The sequence below is a fragment of the Protofrankia sp. CiP1_Cm_nod4 genome (assembly GCF_982290645.1).
Genome location: NZ_CEVIVC010000093.1, coordinates 1,699 through 19,374 on the forward strand (window position 1 = coordinate 1,699; position 17,676 = coordinate 19,374).

General features: G+C 70.5%; 14 protein-coding genes and 1 tRNA gene. 5 read left to right on the forward strand and 10 right to left on the reverse strand.

From position 1 onward, the window contains the following. Positions 1-878 precede the first annotated feature (878 nt). Positions 879-1,835: a hypothetical protein gene (locus AC5LSR_RS16765; protein ID WP_250286366.1), complete on the forward strand. Its 957-nt coding sequence runs from the start codon at positions 879-881 to the stop codon at positions 1,833-1,835. Positions 1,836-1,992: 157 nt separating this feature from the next. Further along, positions 1,993-3,018, forward strand: a complete 1,026-nt coding sequence (locus AC5LSR_RS16770; RefSeq protein ID WP_250286368.1) for a hypothetical protein — start codon at positions 1,993-1,995, stop codon at positions 3,016-3,018. A gap of 59 nt (positions 3,019-3,077) precedes the next feature. Here AC5LSR_RS16770 and AC5LSR_RS16775 read toward each other — a convergent pair. After that, positions 3,078-3,158, reverse strand: a tRNA-Leu gene (locus AC5LSR_RS16775). 307 nt (positions 3,159-3,465) lie between these two features. Next, positions 3,466-3,966: a TIGR03668 family PPOX class F420-dependent oxidoreductase gene (locus tag AC5LSR_RS16780; RefSeq protein ID WP_250286370.1), complete on the reverse strand. Its 501-nt coding sequence runs from the start codon at positions 3,964-3,966 to the stop codon at positions 3,466-3,468. A 258-nt stretch (positions 3,967-4,224) separates the two neighbouring features. Between AC5LSR_RS16780 and AC5LSR_RS16785 the strand changes: the two genes are divergently transcribed. Next, entirely contained in the window at positions 4,225-4,506 is a 282-nt protein-coding gene (locus tag AC5LSR_RS16785) for a DUF6247 family protein (RefSeq protein ID WP_250286372.1), read from the forward strand. A gap of 724 nt (positions 4,507-5,230) precedes the next feature. On the opposite strand, the gene rdgB is transcribed toward AC5LSR_RS16785, so the two are convergent. The 8 genes from rdgB to clpS form a co-directional block, all read right to left on the reverse strand. Then, positions 5,231-5,893 (reverse strand): RdgB/HAM1 family non-canonical purine NTP pyrophosphatase, encoded by a 663-nt coding sequence (rdgB, locus tag AC5LSR_RS16790; RefSeq protein ID WP_250286360.1) that lies wholly within the window; start codon positions 5,891-5,893, stop codon positions 5,231-5,233. Continuing rightward, positions 5,890-6,636, reverse strand: a complete 747-nt coding sequence (gene rph, locus AC5LSR_RS16795) for a ribonuclease PH (protein ID WP_250286358.1) — start codon at positions 6,634-6,636, stop codon at positions 5,890-5,892. Before rph ends, rdgB begins: the two co-directional genes overlap by 4 nt. Positions 6,637-7,161: 525 nt before the next feature. Next, on the reverse strand, positions 7,162-7,908 hold the full coding sequence (locus tag AC5LSR_RS16800) for an MBL fold metallo-hydrolase (RefSeq protein ID WP_250286356.1): 747 nt from the start codon (positions 7,906-7,908) through the stop codon (positions 7,162-7,164). A gap of 994 nt (positions 7,909-8,902) precedes the next feature. Further along, positions 8,903-9,850 (reverse strand): PLP-dependent cysteine synthase family protein, encoded by a 948-nt coding sequence (locus AC5LSR_RS16805; RefSeq protein WP_250286353.1) that lies wholly within the window; start codon positions 9,848-9,850, stop codon positions 8,903-8,905. A gap of 22 nt (positions 9,851-9,872) precedes the next feature. Next, a complete protein-coding gene (locus AC5LSR_RS16810; protein ID WP_250290350.1) occupies positions 9,873-10,181 on the reverse strand; it encodes a MoaD/ThiS family protein in 309 nt (102 codons plus the stop codon). A 300-nt stretch (positions 10,182-10,481) separates the two neighbouring features. Further along, positions 10,482-10,886, reverse strand: a complete 405-nt coding sequence (locus AC5LSR_RS16815; RefSeq protein WP_445548292.1) for a M67 family metallopeptidase — start codon at positions 10,884-10,886, stop codon at positions 10,482-10,484. 186 nt (positions 10,887-11,072) lie between these two features. Continuing rightward, entirely contained in the window at positions 11,073-11,609 is a 537-nt protein-coding gene (locus AC5LSR_RS16820; protein WP_250286346.1) for a DUF2017 domain-containing protein, read from the reverse strand. Between the two features lie 254 nt (positions 11,610-11,863). Beyond that, the gene (clpS, locus tag AC5LSR_RS16825) at positions 11,864-12,163 is read right to left on the reverse strand and encodes an ATP-dependent Clp protease adapter ClpS (protein ID WP_250286344.1); all 300 of its coding nucleotides are present in this window, start codon (positions 12,161-12,163) and stop codon (positions 11,864-11,866) included. Positions 12,164-13,495: 1,332 nt separating this feature from the next. On the opposite strand from clpS, the gene AC5LSR_RS16830 reads away from it, so the two are divergent. Together AC5LSR_RS16830 and AC5LSR_RS16835 are read left to right on the forward strand one after the other, a co-directional pair. After that, the gene (locus tag AC5LSR_RS16830; protein ID WP_250285619.1) at positions 13,496-16,045 is read left to right on the forward strand and encodes a putative bifunctional diguanylate cyclase/phosphodiesterase; all 2,550 of its coding nucleotides are present in this window, start codon (positions 13,496-13,498) and stop codon (positions 16,043-16,045) included. A 70-nt stretch (positions 16,046-16,115) separates the two neighbouring features. After that, entirely contained in the window at positions 16,116-17,567 is a 1,452-nt protein-coding gene (locus tag AC5LSR_RS16835) for a nicotinate phosphoribosyltransferase (protein ID WP_250285620.1), read from the forward strand. Positions 17,568-17,676: the final 109 nt, after the last annotated feature.

Here is a 17,676-nt window from a genome sequence, read left to right on the forward strand (position 1 = left end):
CCCGCGCCGGCCTCAGCCGGCACCATGATCAATATAATTCCCGTACCGCTTCCCCGGCATCAGAATCACATCGATCATGGCATGTGCCCGGCCCGCGCCGATGACCGGCGGGGCGGCCGGGCGGACGGATCCGGAAAAAACCCGCTCGGTACCGTTCCGTGGGTATTTTCGCCGGTCCCTGGCGGAACAACGGCCCTCGTGACAGTCACCAAAGTGACATGGCGCACGTGCCGTAGGCCCCTTCACACACGGCAGCCGGTCAGGCAGCCTGTGTATGGGAAACCTCGGGTGCGCCGGAGCAGGCTGTGGCAGGCGGCGTACGGCGCATCCGATCCGACGACGGTCCGGGCCGTGGCTGGCCCCGGCCGTCCCGGGATACCTGTCGACGTGACCGCGATCAACGGGCGGGACCGCGGTCACCGATGACAGCCCCCGCCGATACCACCCGGCAGAGCGAGCACACATCCACCATTATTCCACCGTGTGTCACTTGCGCGGCACTGTATGGATACGGGCCGAGGCATCCGGCCGAGCAGAGGGAGCACGTGACTCTGGACCAGGCTCGGGGTAGGCTTGCATGGCCAGTCAACTCGATGCCTGTGCGGCGCCGACTGCTGGCCGTCAACATAACTTCATCGTCATAACTTCATCGTCATAACTTCATTGTCGGGCCAAGTTTTTTTGGCCAGACGGCAACCCTCGGACGGGGAGCCCCAGCAGCGCAAGCCCTCGCGGTGCCGTGGGAAACCGTCCACCTACGGGTCGTGTGCAGCAGTCCCTCGGGACACGGAGCACATGGAGGCCACTGCCCAGACGGGTCGACGACTGAAACCAGATAGCCCTCTGACCAGAGGGCTTTCATTTTCTGGAGGCATGTCGTGACCGCCGTCCCTCTTGGCCTGACGATGCCCGAGGCGCTGGATGTCCTCGTGGAACTGGTTCATGACTGGCGGGACCGCGGACGTGTTACCACCACCGCCGGGCTCAAGCCCGGTCTGCAGCAGCGTACCGCCGGAGCATTCTCCGAGCAGACGCTTGGGTTCGCGACCTTCCGCGATTTTGTTCAGGCGGCTGCTGCCGCAGGGCGCGTCGGGCTGCACCAGATGCCTTCCGGGCACTGGATGGTCCTGCTACCGGGCGAGTCGCCTGATGACGTGCCGACATCCTCCTACAGCCGTTCGGCCGCCGCGGACATCGCGGAGGCCGGCGTCCGGCCAGCCTCTCCCAGGACCGCCCTCGCGTCGACGAGCCGTCTCCGTCACGAGGTGTGGCATTGCTTCGTCGACTGGGCGCCGGACCAGCGTCGGGTTTGGGACCGGCACAGCCGCCGCGGTGTCATGTACCCGGTGGATGCGGATGGCCGTCCAGCATGGGAATCAACGCCTGAACGATTCACGAAAATACCCGCTGCGGACATGTCCACCCAAGTCGGCTGGATGCGTGAATGGGCTGCGGCCCTTCCGGATGAGGATGCGCGCGCGGCGCTCCTGGCCAGCCTTGATGAAACCGCCCAGCGCGGGCGGTTCCGGCAGGAGCTGACCCACCTGGGGCTCGTGGCTGCCTGGCGGAGCGAACTGCAGCGGCGGATCCTCGCTCACGCCGTTGCGTGGGCACATGAGCAGAGCGTCGACGTGACCGATCTCCTGGAGCCTCGCGCGCGCACGGCTTCCGCACCTCCGGCTTCCATATCGAAGCCCGCTCCCGCCCCAGGGGTGTCAGACGACGAGCTCGCACAGTTGCGCGCGCTGCTGCACCTCGTGATCGACAACATGACCCTGGCCGAGCTTGCGAGCCTGCCGGTACGGGCCGAGCATCTCCTGCGCGTGCACGCCTGAAAGGCGGTTCGTCATCGGCGCCAGCACACGCGTCCAAGAAAAACGGGCGTGTGACCTGTTCGACGTTGCTCTCGCGCCGGCGGTCCTGTCCCCGGTAGACGGTGAAGTCTGCGACGTCGTCCTTTCTACGCGCGGTGGCAGCAGCGCCCCGCTGCGCTTGGCGACCCAGAAGCGCACCAGTTCGCGTTGGCTACGGCAGGCACACGAGGAGCTTGTAGGCCAGGCACAGGGGCTCACAGCACCGGTCACGACAGCGCTTCTTGACCACCTCATCAACCGGCCAGGCGCCGCGGGACGGGTGCGCGTTGCCGGGGGAGGCTACCGGGTCTGGCAGTCCGTGCTCGCCAGCGCGTCTGATATCACGCTGTTCGTCGAGCTCGGCGCTACCGTCACCGCCGGGCTTCCACCGGAAGTCGCTGAGCTGACGGTCGACGCTGTTCCGATCGAGGTAGGCGACGACGGCCGGCTTTCCGCTCAGGACCTGTGCGTTGTCGCGGCTCGGTTGGAGGCGATGTACATGGATCTCGGGCTGCGCGATCGACGAGAGCGCATCGATGGCCCCCAAGAAGTGCTCCTCCTCGGGACGCCGACGTCGGGTTACCGCGCGGTCCCAGCGGATTGGGAACCACGGATTCGGGTAACGGCCGCTGTCGTTGGCTTACGGCTCCTGGTGGCGGCGACACCAGGCGAAGTGCGCTCGCAGTCCCTTGTCAACCGCGCCGACCTCGGCGTCGTGGTGACCGGCCGTGCCGACTGGCCGCCGATAGTCCAGCAGATGCAGGACGCCGGGTGTCCTGTGGAGCGATTCGGCGTACCAGGCGAGAAATTCGACAGTTTCCACGATGCGGTCCGCCGTCACCTCGTAACGGTTATGTGGGACGCGGCGTCGGCTACCCTGAAGGAACTCCCCAGGATCGAGGCGGGACACACTGTTTACCATCGTAAGGTGGCAAGCACGCGCAAGTTCGACCACTTTGACGAGGGGTCACCGTCACCCTGTAAGCACGGTGCCACCATGTTTGTGCCCTGGAGCGGCGACAAAGCTCTCAAGGGAATGCAGCGCCGGTACGCCAACTTCCAGCCCGCAATGTTACTTCACTGCAAGCACTATCCAAATTGTGGTGTATATGCCGTACGCGGAATCGACCGACGAGCTCCTTGCCGCATCGGCGAGCGGCCCTGACGATCGGCCTGGACGGGAAAGCCCGGCCGAACAGGCGTTTTTCCATTTTGACAAGGCGGTGCGGGAGGGGGGACTTGAACCCCCACGCCCTGAGGCGGCAGATCCTAAGTCTGCTGCGTCTGCCATTCCGCCACTCCCGCGCACGTGCTGCCAGGTACGGCGTACCACACGGTAGGCGCCGCAGGTATCACGTACCGCCAGCTACAGGATAGCGACCGCTGGCCACGGACCGTCCAGCCGCCCATCCCAGCCCCTGCGCTGGCCGGCGAGGCCCGCGGAAGGCGGACACCGACCCGGCCTCCGAGCGGGCTCTGGCGCACATCACGGCAGGCGGACAGCCGGGCGGAAGCCTGGCAGGACAGCGACAAACTCGCGCCGATCATGATCTGTGCGGACGGCCAGGGGCCGTGTGCGGCGCCGTGTGGCCGCTGCGGGGCGTCACCGCCGTCACGGGGGTGGGCGGTAGGACCAGCCGGACCAGTGGTGGACGTCGATCAGGATGACCGGGCCGGTTGGCCGATGCCGCTGGTACTGGTGGTACTTCGCCGTCAGCCGGTCGATCGCGTCATGCCAGGCGGCGCTCTCCCCCGCCGGCTTCTTCCCGGCGGATCCGTCCCCGGTGGCTCCATCCTCGATGGTTTCGGCGCGGGCGGCTTCGGCGGGGATGATGCGGGCGAGGCCGTCGGCGCGGGCCCACCACAGGGTCTGCCAGTCCTCGTCGTAGTGGTCGGCGATCAGGGTGACCCGCGGGTTGGCCGCGATGTTGGCCAGGCGCCTGAGGGCCGTCGACCGTTTGGGCTTGTGGTCCACCGCCGTGACGATCACATCGTCGTGGAGCGCGAAGGTCACCGGCACCAGGTGCGGCTGCCCGGCCGCGTCCACGGTGGCGAGCCGGGCGACCCTGGCGGCGGCGAACCGGCGGCGCGCCTCACCGGCGTCCAGGTTCACCGGCGTCCAGGTTCACCGGCGTCCGAGTTCACCGGCGTCCGAGCTCACCGGCGTCCGAGCTCACCGGCGTCCGATCGAGCCCGAGCGCATCCTGGGCCCGGTTCTCCTGGCCCCGGCGCTGCCCTGGCCCCGGGTCTGTCCTGGCCCCGGGGGCCGGGTGTGTCTGAGCAGGGTTCGCCACGTGTTCCAGTCCTTTCACGTTAAGGAAGCGAGACACCCCGTCTGCGTTATCGCCAGGCGGAGCGAGACAATGGAAATATGGCTGATACGGACGTGCCGGCCTCGCTGGAGGGGCTGCGGATCCGAGTGGACAAGACGGGGTCCGCGGTGCACGCCGCGCTGGACGCCGACCAGCGGGCCGCGTTCGAAGCGGAGTTCCGAGCGGCGCTGGCCCATGTCGACGACCAGTTCGGTCTGGACGCCGTCCAGGACGTGGTCGAACGATGGTGGCCGGCCGCGGTGTTGTGCGCGAATCCGGAGATCCGACAACGAGCGGCTCCGGGGATCCGACAGGAGATCGACATGGACAACCAGCGCTGACCGGCGGGCACCGACCAGGCCCGCCGGCGCCGTCGGCGTCGACGCCAGTGGCTGGCCTGTGACCAACGGACGCCCGACGACCCAGGGTGATCGAGGACGCGACTGGGGTGTCACGAGTCGGGGACGGATGGAACGACCCGGACACCTCAGCCGCGTCCTTAACCTACCCTGCCGATAGCAAATAGTCACTGATCGATTACAGGTGGTTCCAGCTTACACGGCAATTGGCATCCATGTACCCGGTTTGACGCGCTCCACCGCCACATCTTTTGCCGGATTTCGCCGCCACCTGCTCAGCGTCGACAACCCAGTAACAGAAAGTGGCTGGATACCGGGCGTCGAATGATCCAGCAAAACGCTCCGGACATACCCGACGGCTACCCGACGCAGGGCGGATCACAGACAACACAAACACATGAAGTAGCCATGCGACACAACGCAAGCAAACAGGACGACGCCGACGGGCGTGACACCCCAGGCAGGACGGTGCGCGCGGAACGATCCGGGTGAACGGGCGCTGGGACGGTCCCGGCGAAACGGCCGCCCACGTGCGCGGTGACCTCGCCGCGCGACCCGTAGGCCACCGGCACCACCGCCCCTGGCAACGTCCTCGTGCGACCCGCAGGTGGGCGGCTCCGGCACGCCCGGACAGCCTGATCTGAGCCCGTCAGGTGTGCGGCCCGCAGGCGGGCGGCCCCGGCAGTGCGCCAGGCCGGCAGGGGCGTCAGGCCGGCAGAAGCTCCCGCAGGACGTCCGCGAGCTGGCCGAAGGCGCGTCCCCGATGGCTGATAGCGTCCTTTTCCGCCGGGCGCAGCTGCGCGCTGGTCCGGTTCTGCCCGTCGGGGAGGAACAGCGGGTCGTAGCCGAAACCGCCGTCCCCGCGGGGCACCCTCAACAGCCGCCCGCGCATCTCCCCGTGCACGACCCGTTCGGCACCCGCCGGCGTCACCACCGCGGCCGCACACACGAAGGCCGCGCCACGGCGCTCCTCTGGGACGTCGGTGAGCTGGGCGAGCACGAGCGCGTTGTTGGCGGCGTCCCGCTCGGCCCGGCTGGCGCCGGGCAGCGGCCCGGACCAGCGGGCGGACAGGACGCCGGGCATGCCGCCGAGCGCGTCGACGGTCAGGCCCGAGTCGTCCGCGACCGCGGGCAGGCCGGTCACCCGCACCGCGTCCCGCGCCTTGATCAGGGCGTTCTCGGCGAAGGTGGCGCCGGTCTCGGGGACGTCGGGGCCGTCCGGCAGCGCCACGAGCTCGACGTCGAGACCGGCCAGCGCGAGGATGCGGCGCAGTTCGACGAGCTTGGCATCGTTACGGCTGGCCAGCACCACCCGCCGGGACGCCTGCCGGCCCGCGCCTGGCCGGTCCTGCCCGGGGAGGGTGGTCACCGGGCGCCTGGCCGCGCTCCGCCGGCGGGCACCGGGCGGGGGCCCGCCAGCGCGGCCCGCTGGATCTCGGTCAGCCGCGCGCAGCCGCCGACAGCCAGGTCGAGCAGCTGGTCGAGCATCGCGCGGTCGAACGGCAGGCCCTCGGCCGTCCCCTGCACCTCGACGAAGCCGCCGTCACCGGTACAGATCACGTTCATGTCGGTGTCGGCCCCGGAGTCCTCGTCGTAGGCGAGGTCCAGCAGCGGCCGGCCGGCGACGACCCCGACGCTGACCGCCGCCACGCTGCGGATCAGGGCGTCCGGACGGCCGAGCCAGCCGCACGCGTCCGACAGCGCGACATACGCGCCGGTGATGGACGCGGTGCGGGTGCCGCCGTCGGCCACCAGGACGTCACAGTCGATCGCGATCGTGTTCTCGCCCAGGATCTTCAGATCGACGCAGGTACGCAGGCTGCGGCCGATGAGCCGGGAGATCTCGTGCGTGCGGCCGCCGATGCGCCCGCGCACGGACTCACGGTCGTTGCGGGTGTTCGTCGCCCGCGGCAGCATCGAGTACTCCGCGGTCACCCAGCCCAGCCCGCTGCCCTTGCGCCAGCGCGGGACGCCTTCGGTGACCGACGCCGCGCACAGCACCCGCGTCCGCCCGAACTCGATCAGTGCCGAGCCCTCGGCATGGTCCTGCCAGCCGCGGGTGATGTTCACCGGGCGGAGCTCCCCGGATGTCCTGCCGTCGGAACGTCTCACGACGACTGACCCTACCGGGCGGACGCAACTCGACACCGGTCGAATCCAACCGGGCACCATCGGCGACAGTATGAAAAGCCCGCCGATGAACGCCCGCGCCGACGGGCCTGGGCCGCCGGGCATGCCCGGACCGACGCGCGTGCCCGGCGGCGCACCGGGCACGACGCTCCCAGCCCGGACCAGCCGGTCGGCGACGCCGCGGCCGGTGGCACCGAGAGCCGGACCTTCCAGATCCGGCCCGCGGCGGCACCCGGCACCCGGCACCCGGCACCCGGCACCCAGCACCCAGCACCCAGCACCCGATCAGCGTCCACGGAGCCACGGCGTACCAGGCTGAATCCGGCCTGGTACGCCTGCCCTGCCCGCCCGGGGCACGTGCCGGCCCGGTGACGCCCCCGACAGGCCGGCTGCTACTGATCTTCGACCGTGCGGACGACGCCCGGCCGCTCGGCAGCCAGCCAGCCGATCGGTCAGGACGGACCGGACGTGGACGGCCCGGACGTCGCGGGTACCGCGGGTGCGCGGCTAGATCTCGTAGATGGCGCCGGTCTCGGCCAGGGTCAGCGGGCCGTCGAAGGCGCCGGCCGCCTCCTCGCGGCTGCGTTCGGCGTCTCCCCACGGCACCAGGTGGGTGAGCACGAGACGGCCCACGCCCGCCTTGGTGGCGTGCTCGCCGGCCTCCCGCCCCGACAGGTGCACGCCGGGGGGGTTGTCCGGGACGTCCAGGAAGGCCGACTCGCAGAGGAACAGGTCGGCGTCCCGGGCCAGCTGGACCAGCTCGTCGCAGGCGCTGGTGTCACCGGAGTACGTCAGGGAGCGCCCCTCGGCGGTCACCCGCATACCGAACGCCTCGACCGGGTGCGCCACCCGCTCCAGATCGATCCGGAACGGGCCCACGTCCAGCCGGCCGGGGCTGATCGTCCGGAAGTCGTAGATGTCGGCGAGGGAGTCCTCCGGCCAGCGCTCGAACGCCGCGCACAGCCTTTCCTGGGTGTTGATGGGCCCGTAGACGGGCAGCTTGGGCGGCATGCCCTCGGGGTGGTAGCGGCGGGCGTAGGAGTTCACCACGAGGTCGAGACAGTGGTCACCGTGCAGGTGGGAGACGAGCAGGGCGTCGATGTCCCGCAGGTCGCAGTGCCGCTGCAGCTCGCCCATGGAGCCGTTCCCGGCGTCGAGCACCAGCCGGAAGCCGTCGGACTCCACCAGATAGGACGAACATGCCGACCGGGGTCCCGGGTAGGTTCCCGAACACCCCAGAATCGTGAGCTTCATCGGGCCACCGCCAATGCCGTCAGTACCGATACCGTCCGGGCTGGTGCCACCGGCACCGATGGTGCCGGTGGCGGTACCACCCACGCGGGGCGCGGGCTGGCTGCCGCGCGCCGCTGGAGGTCCGGCCCGGGCCGGCCCGGATCATCGAGTGCTCCGCACCGACCAGGTCGTCGGTGACCGTTCATCGCGGTTTCTGCGCTACTCGCCAATGTGACGCCCTCTCCCCTGACAAAGCCGATGACGCCGGTCAACAAAAGGTGATAAACGGTATAGCCCGGGATCAATGAGTACGCATCGACTTCTCGACACAGCACCGGGCGGGCTCTGACCGCGCCGATGGGCTCCTGGCCCGTCGAACCACGATCTCGCTCCTGACCTCCAGGGACGGCCGGCAGCCGGCCGCGTCCCGGATGACCGGCAGATGGGAAGACGTCGTAAGGCGCGACGCCCGCGGGGACGCCGCAGGCAGCGCATGCGGCCACGGCCCCGGCCGCGGCAGTCCTGCCGGCGCCGTCGGCGTGACCGGCGGACACGAAGATCGCCTCACCGCCCCGGACGGGGTGACGCACCCCGGACACGCGCGGCCGGCACGGGCCCGCGACGCGGGCGGACGCGGCGATCACGGACACCGGCCGCGATCGCCGCAGCACACTCTGTCGGCCAACGGGAATGTGGCGGGACCCGGTCGGGATCCGACCGGGGTTCATCAGGGGCTGATCGGAGTTCACGGTCGCGATGGCATGACTGCCACCAGCGCTACCGAACACCCCGATGGGCGCGCCGCTCATGAGCGATCAGACTAAGCCCGAAATCCCGTTCCGACCGTGTGGCAGTGGTCACGAAACCCATGTCGAATTTTGGACAGCCCGGACGAGCCGGTATCAGGGCGCATCGGGGTACATCAGCGACCATCCTGGGACGTGGGAGAAAAATAGTGATCATTGCCTCGGTACCGCCGGGTACACCGACGGGACCACGCCCGCCGGCTTCCCGGTCACGCCCAGAGCTGACCCTCAAGTGCGGCTTCGGCCTCCTCCAGCGTCCCCGCGTATGCGCCGGTGGACAGGTATTTCCAGCCTCCGTCACAGACGATGACGGCGATGTCGGCGCGCTGCCCGGCGCGCACGCACCTGTCCGCTTCGATCAGTGCCGCGTGCAGGATGCAGCCGCTCGAGATCCCGGCGAAGATCCCCTCCTCCTCGACCATCTGCCGGGTCCGCCGTAGTGACTCCTTCGGCCCCACCGAGATACGGGTGGTGAGCACGCTCCCGTCGTAGAGCTCGGGGATGAAGCCCTCGTCGATGTTGCGAAGGCCGTACACGATCTCGCCGTACCGGGGCTCCGCCGCGATGATCCGGATACCCGGGACCCGTTCGCGCAGGAAACGGCCGGTGCCCATCAGCGTCCCGGTGGTGCCGAGGCCCGCGACGAAGTGGGTGATGGTCGGCAGGTCCGCGAGGAGCTCCGGACCGGTCGTCTCGTAGTGCGCCTGCGCGTTCGCCGGGTTGCCGTACTGGTAGAGCATCACCCAGTCGGGATGCTCGGCCGCCAGCCGCTTGGCCACGGCAACGGCCTCGTTGGAGCCGCCGCTCGCGGGCGAGTACACGATCTCGGCGCCCCACATCGCGAGCAGCTGCCGCCGTTCCGCCGAGGTGTTCTCCGGCATCACGCAGACCAGCCGGTAACCCCGCTGGCGACAGACCATCGCCAGCGAGATACCGGTGTTCCCCGACGTCGGCTCGAGAACGGTGGCGCCGGGAGTGAGCAGGCCGCGCTTCTCCCCGTCCGCGATCATCCACAGCGCGGCCCGGTCCTTGATCGAACCGGTGGGATTGTCCTGTTCCAGCTTGGCCCACAACCGGACGTCCGGCGATGGCGAAAGCCTGGGCAGACCGACCAGGGGGGTGCGGCCAACCGAGTCCACCAGGGAGTCGAAACGCATGAGCTCTTCCGGCCTGCCTGTCTCAGATGCCCGCCGTCGCCGGCATCATGGCTGAGCCGCCGGCGACGGCGGGGAGAATGGTTACGGTGTCACCGTCGGAAATTTTTGCGTCGAGACCGCCGAGAAAACGAACGTCTTCGTCATTGACATAGATGTTCACAAAGCGGTGCAGCTCACCGGCGTCCTCGGAGACGAGCCGGCCTCGCAGCCCCGGGAAGTGGCTGTCGATGTCGATGAACAACGCCGCGAGCGTGTCTCCCACACCCTCGACGACCTTGGACCCGCCCGTGTAGCTGCGCAGGATCGTCGGCACGCGGACCTGGACTGCCATGCTGCTCCTCATCGTCGTGCTCTGTTTCGTCGCGCTCTGTCGGTGTTGCTGTTCGGTCGGTGTTGCTGTTCGGTCGGTGTTGCTGTTCGGTCGGTGCTGCTGTTCGGTCGGTGCTGCCGGCCGGCGCTGCCGGTCGGGCTTCGGGCCCCGCTCCGGCAGCGCCGTCCGGCCGCGCTCCGGCCTTCGGCCCCGCCTCGGCTGTCAGCGCCATACCCCGAAGGATCCCGTCCCGCTCCGGATCCCTCGCCCCGGGGACGCGCGCCCGGCTCCGCGCGGCATCCGGCACAACGTCGGGCGCAGTCAGACGATTTCCACCGGCTCCTCCGTCACGACTGCGTCGATGATGCGGTACGAACGGAATTCGATCTTCTCCGGGTCGCGGGTCGAAGCCAGGACATAGTGGGCGCCGGGTTCCTGGGCCAGCGGGATGTCCGTGCGGGACGGGTAGGCCTCGGTAGCGGTATGTGAATGATAGATAACTACCGGCTCTTCGTCCCGCTCCTCCATGTCGTTCCAGACCCGCAGGTGCTCCATGGCGTCGAACCGGTAGAACGTCGGCGACCGCTCCGCGTTCTCCATGGCCACGAAGCGCTCCGGGCGGTCCGAGCCGGCCGGGCCCGCGACGATCCCGCAGGCTTCGTCGGGATGATCCCGCCGGGCATGGGCGATGATGGCCTCGTAGATGGCCCGATCGATGCGCAGCACGGGCCAACGGTACGACGAGCGGCATCCACCACGAGCCACGATCATGCGTACATGGCGAAGAATGCCTGCCCATGATCTGATTGTGCCCGCGAGAGCGCCCGGCGGGCCGCCGCCGGGCCTCCGGAGCACGACGGGCCGTGTCACAGCGAGCCGTGTCAGGGCCATGTCACATCGGGTCAGGCCGTGTCACAGCAGCGCCTGGACGAGCTGCTCCTGCAGGTCCCCGAGGAACAGGTACACCTCGACCACGGGGCGGCGCGGGTCCTGGCCGCCGATCTCGTACAGGGCTTCGGCCGACGTGTCGTCGGTGAGGTTCAGCCGGGCGCCCAGCACCAGCCGCAGGTCGGTGAGGGTGACCAGCCAGTCCTGGACGGCGGCGTCGTCGAGCAGGACCCGGCCGCCCGCGGCCGGCACGGTGGCCAGTGCCCGGCGCGCGGCGTCACGCTTGCCCGCGCGGATGTCGTCGGAGGTGCGGCGGCGGTAGTCGGCGGCGGCCTCCTGGTCGTTCGGATAGGCGTCCGGCAGCAGCCGGGCCACCGCCGGGTCCTCCGGTACCGCCGGGGGCACGGCCCGCAGGCCGACGATCGCCTCCAGCGGGTCGGCCACCGGCGGTGGCTCCAGCAACGCGTCGATCTGACTGATCAGCTCGGTCAGCAGGGTCGCCTGAAGCGGACCGAGGACCATCTCGACGCCGTCTCCGGTACGGCTGAATCCGTTGGACACGCTCTCCCAACCAAGGTCAACAGTGATCGGCCCGGGCCACGTCCGGTAGATCTTCAATCACGCGGACCGGCATCCGGACGACCACCCGTCGCTTTGCTAACGCCACCGACAGCTTCGCTGGTTCCTTCTCGGCCCACGAGGAGCCACCCGGCCCGCCGGCCCGCCGGCCGCGCCGACCGCGCCGGGCACCCCACGCTCATGCCCAGGTGGCCCGGTGCCACACCGGCCAGCACGGATCATCCGCCGGACACGGCCTAGTCCTGCGCGACCGTGGCCCACAGGCCGTAGGCGTGCAGGCGGGTGGCGTCCCGCTCCATCTCCTCCCGGGTGCCGGAGGAGACGGTGGCCCGTCCCTTGTGGTGGACGTCGAGCATGAGCGCCTTGGCCTTTTCCCGGCTGAAGCCGAACAGTCTCTGAAAGACGTAGGTCACGTACGACATCAGGTTGACGGGGTCATTCCACACGATCGTGACCCAGGGCCGGTCGTGCTCGGCGGCCTCGTCGGAGTCCAGGACCTCTTCGGGTGCGGCGGTGGCTAGTGGCACGGACTCCATTGTGGCGCGTGTGCGGGCCGAGTTCCCCCCGGGCCACCGGGCCCGGGGGGAAGCCGGATCGATCTTCGAGCAGCCGGCCGGACGCCGCTCCCGCCGCACCGCTCCCGCCGCACCGCGGCCGCGGTGCCGGCGGCGTGCGTGGCGTCCGCGATATCCGCGACGTGCGCGACGCCCACGGCATGCACGGTGCCCCGTCGGCTCCCAGGCGTCCCGCCCGCTGTTTCGCCCCGTCCTGCCCCACCCGTCGGCCGGGTGGCGAACCGCGTCGAAGCCGGCACGTGGAGGCACGCCCCGGCATGCGGCGAACAGCAATGAACACCATTGGTCACCAGTGGGTGTAGACGGGCCGGCCGTCGAACGGCACGAGAACCACGGCGTGGGCGCGACAGATACGCCCATACCCTAACAGCAGGTAACCGAAATGGTGTATTTAATTGTATTCAGTCATGATTTGGCTATCTTTTTGGTCACGGTTCGCTGCCCGACACAAAAAACCTCTTCGACAGCAGTCCGGACCCGTCGCGTCGCATCTCGGACTCTTGCCTACGGATAGTGACCAGGACGTCGACATCCCGCTGCGGCCGATCCCCGCACCACCAGCGCACCATTGCCCGCGCACGGCCCTTTCATTCATATTTCCGGCCATGTCGTACGAATTTGTATGAATCGTTACGGGTCGAATCAGCAACGGAAAGGAGTGGCCGCCATGAACAACGGCGTCAGCTGGGGCTGAGAACAGGACCGGCACCAGAACGGAACACATCACACACGCCGACGCCAGCCGGCGGCTCCCGACGGACAACCACCGCCACCGCGCGGGGAGAAAAGGACGTGTTGAAAATGAGAAAGAACGACGCGGACACGAACGGCGTCAGTTGGGGCTGAGAAACCACCGCGGTACGGTTGACGGTGTCGGCGACATCCGCCGCGGGCGGCGGAGCCCCCGTCCGCCGGGCCCGCCAGGACAGGTCGGGCCATGAGCGGCCGGGCCGCGGCCGTGCGGGCCGGTCGGGCCCGCGGCGGCCGGCCAGGCGGTACGCGCGGGCCGGTCGGCAGCCGGCCCACGGGAGCCGGTCCGCCGGCCCCTGACCCGGCGAACGGGCCGTCGACACGACAAGGCCGACACGGCCCCGGTCGGACAGGGGCGCCACGGCGCCCCCTCGCAATATCGGTATCAGCTCACTACGCCCCCACCGCGTAGTACATGATCGGGGCGTAGTGAACGATGACCGTAACGTCAAGCCTACGTAAGGCACCGGGTGCGCCGCCGTCCAGGCGGCGTGATCCCGGTGGCCCGATCACGCAACCTCCGCAGGCAGGACGGGAGCCCAGATGGCCGTCGGCGCGCGTGCACGGTTAGTACCGTCCAGGTACCACCTGGTGCTCGTCATGGTCACCTCCACCGCGGCGGCCGTGACCGTGGTCTGCCTGGCCCGCCTGCCGGAAACAGCCGGACCGGTCTCGTGGTATCGGCTGGCCCTCGGGATCGCCTGTGTCGCGATCGGCCCGATACCCCTGCTGCGGGTGCGTTCGGGGCACCACACCGGCGACTACGACCTCAGCGAGGCCAGCGTGGTCATCGGGCTGGCCCTGCTGCCCGCCCCCCAGCTCGTCACGATCAGCGCCGTGGTGGTCCCGGTCATGCACGCCATCCTGCGCAGGCCACCGGTGAAGGTGATCTTCAATGGGGCCAGCGCCACGTTGGGCACCGCGGTCGCGGCCGGCGTCCTGTGGCTGTCGGGCGGGCGTCCAGGGCATCTGGAGGGTGTGGAGATCCTGCTCGCGGCACCGGCCGGCCTCACGGTCTGCCTGTGGACCAGCCTGTCCGTGTCCATGGTGATCTCCGCGGCGCGCGGGACGCCGCTGCGCCGGACCCTGTGCGAGACCATGGGCATCAGCACCGTGATCGCGGCCGGCGGCATCGCGGTCGGCTGCGCGGCCGTCGCGCTCGCCCACACCAGCCCGGTGACGCTGATCGTCCTCCCGCCGGTCCTGGCGGGCCTGGTGATGGTCTACCGGATGCAGGTCGACTCGGCCCAGCAGCGTGACCACTGGCGCCAGCTCAACGCGGCCGCGAAGGATCTCGCCATTCTGGACCGGACGGCCATCGAGGCCCGCGCGACGAGGATCGCCTATGAGATCTTCCGGCCGGACGGCGTGGAGCTCGTCGTCGACCCGATAGCACCGCCGGGCCCACCGCCGATACCACCGCCGGGCCCACCTGCACCCGTGCCACCGGCGTCGATATCGCGGCCGCCGGCGCCCGCGCCCCGGCCGTCCGGATCGCCGACCGCATCGCCAACCGGCTTCCAGCGCGGAACCGACCATGTCGCCACCCCGCTGACCGGGCCTGCCGGCCAGGTCGGGGTGCTGCGGCTGCGCTTCGCCCGGCCGGCCCCCTGGAAGGACCACGACCAGGCCGTCCTCGCCGCGTTCGCGAACCTGGTGGCGCTTGCGGTCACGAACGCCAACACCTATGCCGAAGCCCACGACCAGGCGTTCCACGACGCCCTGACCAACCTGGGCAACCGCCGGATGCTCCAGCGGCGCACCGCCGAGGCGATCGCCGCCACCGCCGCCGGGCCGCGCTCCGCCCTGCTGCTCGTCGACCTCGACCGGTTCCGGGACGTCAACGACACCCTCGGGCACGACGCCGGCGACCAGCTGCTGCGCGGGATCGCCGAACGGCTGCGGCGCGGCGTCCGCGCGGGCGACCTGGTGACCCGCATCGGCGGGGACGAGTTCGCCGTGCTGCTGACCGGGATCCGGGACGCCGAGGCCGCCGAGACCATCGCGGCCACGCTGACCAGGGTGCTGGCCCACCCGGTCGCCGTCGAGGGGATGATGCTCTCGGTGGAGGCGTCCATCGGGATCGCCTGCCTCCCCGAGGACGGCGACACCGTCGACGAGCTGCTGCGCCGCGCGGACGTCGCCATGTACCAGGCCAAGAGAACGCACGGCGGTTACCGGCGTTACCGGGCCGACGAGGATTCCTCCACGCTGGCCCACATGGCGTTGATGGCGGACCTGCACGACGCGCTCGACCACGGCGACATAAACCTGTGCTACCAGCCGCAGATCGACCTGGAAACGGGCCGGATCGTCGCTTTCGAGGCCCTCGCACGGTGGAACCACCCGGTTCTCGGCCGGCTTTCCCCGGACGCCTTCATCGGTGCCGTGGAACAGTCCGGACGCATTGGCGACTTCACCCGGACCGTGCTGCGGGAGGCGTTGTCCGCGGCCGGCCGGTGGCACGCGGACGGCGCCCGGGTGGGTATTTCCGTGAACCTGTTCGCGCGCAATCTCCTGGAACCGGGCCTGGCCACCGAGATCGCGCAGCTGCTGCTGGCGAACAGGCTGTCCGCGGCGGCGCTCACCCTGGAGATCACCGAACGGGCGGTCGTCACCGAGTCCGCCGCGACCGCGCGCTCGCTGGCCGCGCTGCGCGACCTCGGGGTGCGGCTGGCCGTGGACGACTTCGGCACCGGCTACGGCGCGCTCAACGTGCTCGGGCAGTTCGACCTGCACGAGGTGAAGATCGACGAGTCGTTCGTCCGCGACGCCGCCGGTGGCCGGGCCAGCCGCGCGATCGTGCGGGCCACTGTCGCGCTGGCCCACGACCTCGGGCTGCGGGTCGTCGCCGAGGGGGTCGAGGACGCCGAGACCCTCAACGCCCTGTCCGCCCTCGGCTGCGACCTCGCCCAGGGTGCGTTCATCAGCCCACCGGGCACGGCCGAGGAGGCCACCGCCCTGCTGCGGGACGCCGGCCGGCTGGCGGCCCCGCGATCGGCCGACGTGCTGCCGTTCCGGCGCCCCGCCGGGGAGCGGGCCGGGGGCGCCGCGCCCGTCCGCAGGGCGTATCCGGCGACCGACGGCAGATGACCTGACACGGAGATGACCCGATACACCAGGATCGTGCGTGTGATCTGCTGAGGTCCTAGTGTGGTCCGCGATGACCACGCCCACACCGCTGCCCATGCCGCTGCCCGCGCAGCCGCCAGCACCGGCGTCCACGGCCCTGCTGACCGACCAGTACGAGCTGACGATGTTGCGGGCCGCGCTGCGTTCGGGGGCGGCGTCGCAGCGGGCGGTCTTCGAGGTGTTCACCCGGGCGCTGCCGGCCGGGCGCCGGTTCGGTGTGCTCGCCGGCACCGGCCGCCTGCTGGAGGCGATCGCGGCGTTCCGGTTCGGCCCGGACGAGCTCGCCTACCTGCGCGGCAACGGGACCGTGGACGACGCCACCGCGGACTACCTGGCCGGCTACCGCTTCAGCGGGGACATCCACGGCCTCGCCGAGGGCGAGCCGTTCATGCCGAACACCCCGGTGCTGGTCGTCGAAGGCACCTTCGCCGAATGCGTCCTGCTGGAGACGCTGGTGCTCTCCGTGCTCAACCACGACAGCGCGATAGCCGCCGCGGGCGCCCGGATGGTCGCCGCGGCCGCGGGCCGGCCGTGCGTCGACATGGGCTCCCGCCGCACCCACGAGCAGGCCGCGGTCGCCGCGGCCCGGGCCGCCTACCTGGCCGGCTTCACCGCCACCTCGAACCTGGCGGCGGGCCGGCGCTGGGGCATCCCCACGACCGGCACGGCGGCGCACGCGTTCACGCTCGTCCACGCCTCCGAGCGGGACGCGTTCGCCGCCCAGACCGCCGCGCTCGGGACGGGCACCACGCTGCTCGTCGACACCTACGACGTGCCGGCGGCGGTCGCCACCGCGGTCGAGGTGGCCGGGACGGCGCTCGGCGCGGTCCGGCTCGACAGCGGCGACCTCGCGGCCGTGGCCCGGGCCACCCGCGCCCAGCTCGACGGCCTCGGCGCGCAGGCCACCCGCATCATCGTGACCGGGGATCTCGACGAGCACGCCATCGCCTCGCTCGCGGCCTCGCCGGTGGACGGCTACGGCGTGGGCACCAGGCTCGTCACCGGCTCGGGCGCGCCGACGACGGGCTTCGTCTACAAGCTCGTCGAGGTGGCGGGGACGGCGGTCGCGAAGGCCTCGGTCGGCAAGAGCACCAGGGGCGGCCGTAAGCATCTGACCCGCCGGCACGGCCGCGACGGGGTGGCGGTCGCCGACGTGATCACTACGCCGGTCCGGGGAGCCGAGCCGGCGGCGAAGCGGGACGAGAGCCACACCGGCACCGGCACCGGCCGTCCGCGGGCCCCGCGCGGCCCGGAGGCGGGCCCGTCCTGGCCGGAACGGCCGCTGCTGGTGCCGCTGGTACGCGGCGGCCGGATTCTCGACTCCGACGCGACGACCGCCGAGGGGCTGCGCGCCGCCCGGGCCCATCACCAGGCGGCCCTGGCGTCCCTGCCGGCGCACGCGCTGCAGGTCACCTACGGCGGGCCGTGCCTGCCGGTCATCACCGCCGGCCAGCGGGCAGCGCGGCAGCCCGGACAGCTGTAGGCCCCGCCGGACGGGCCCGCGGCCCGCCCCATCGCCCTACCGGCTCACCCCGCTCGCCCGGCTCGCTCTGCCCAGCCGGTTCGTTCTGCCCATTCAGCTCGCTCTGCCC

Excerpts from the sequence above, each read along its gene's own strand:
- clpS (WP_250286344.1), bottom strand. The coding sequence starts at position 12,163 with ATGGAGTCCGTGCCACTAGCCACCGCCGCACCCGAAGAGGTCCTGGAC.
- AC5LSR_RS16810 (WP_250290350.1), bottom strand. The coding sequence starts at position 10,181 with ATGGCAGTCCAGGTCCGCGTGCCGACGATCCTGCGCAGCTACACGGGC.
- AC5LSR_RS16805 (WP_250286353.1), bottom strand. The coding sequence starts at position 9,850 with ATGCGTTTCGACTCCCTGGTGGACTCGGTTGGCCGCACCCCCCTGGTC.
- AC5LSR_RS16800 (WP_250286356.1), bottom strand. The coding sequence starts at position 7,908 with ATGAAGCTCACGATTCTGGGGTGTTCGGGAACCTACCCGGGACCCCGG.
- AC5LSR_RS16830 (WP_250285619.1), top strand. The coding sequence starts at position 13,496 with ATGGCCGTCGGCGCGCGTGCACGGTTAGTACCGTCCAGGTACCACCTG.
- AC5LSR_RS16785 (WP_250286372.1), top strand. The coding sequence starts at position 4,225 with ATGGCTGATACGGACGTGCCGGCCTCGCTGGAGGGGCTGCGGATCCGA.
- AC5LSR_RS16835 (WP_250285620.1), top strand. The coding sequence starts at position 16,116 with ATGACCACGCCCACACCGCTGCCCATGCCGCTGCCCGCGCAGCCGCCA.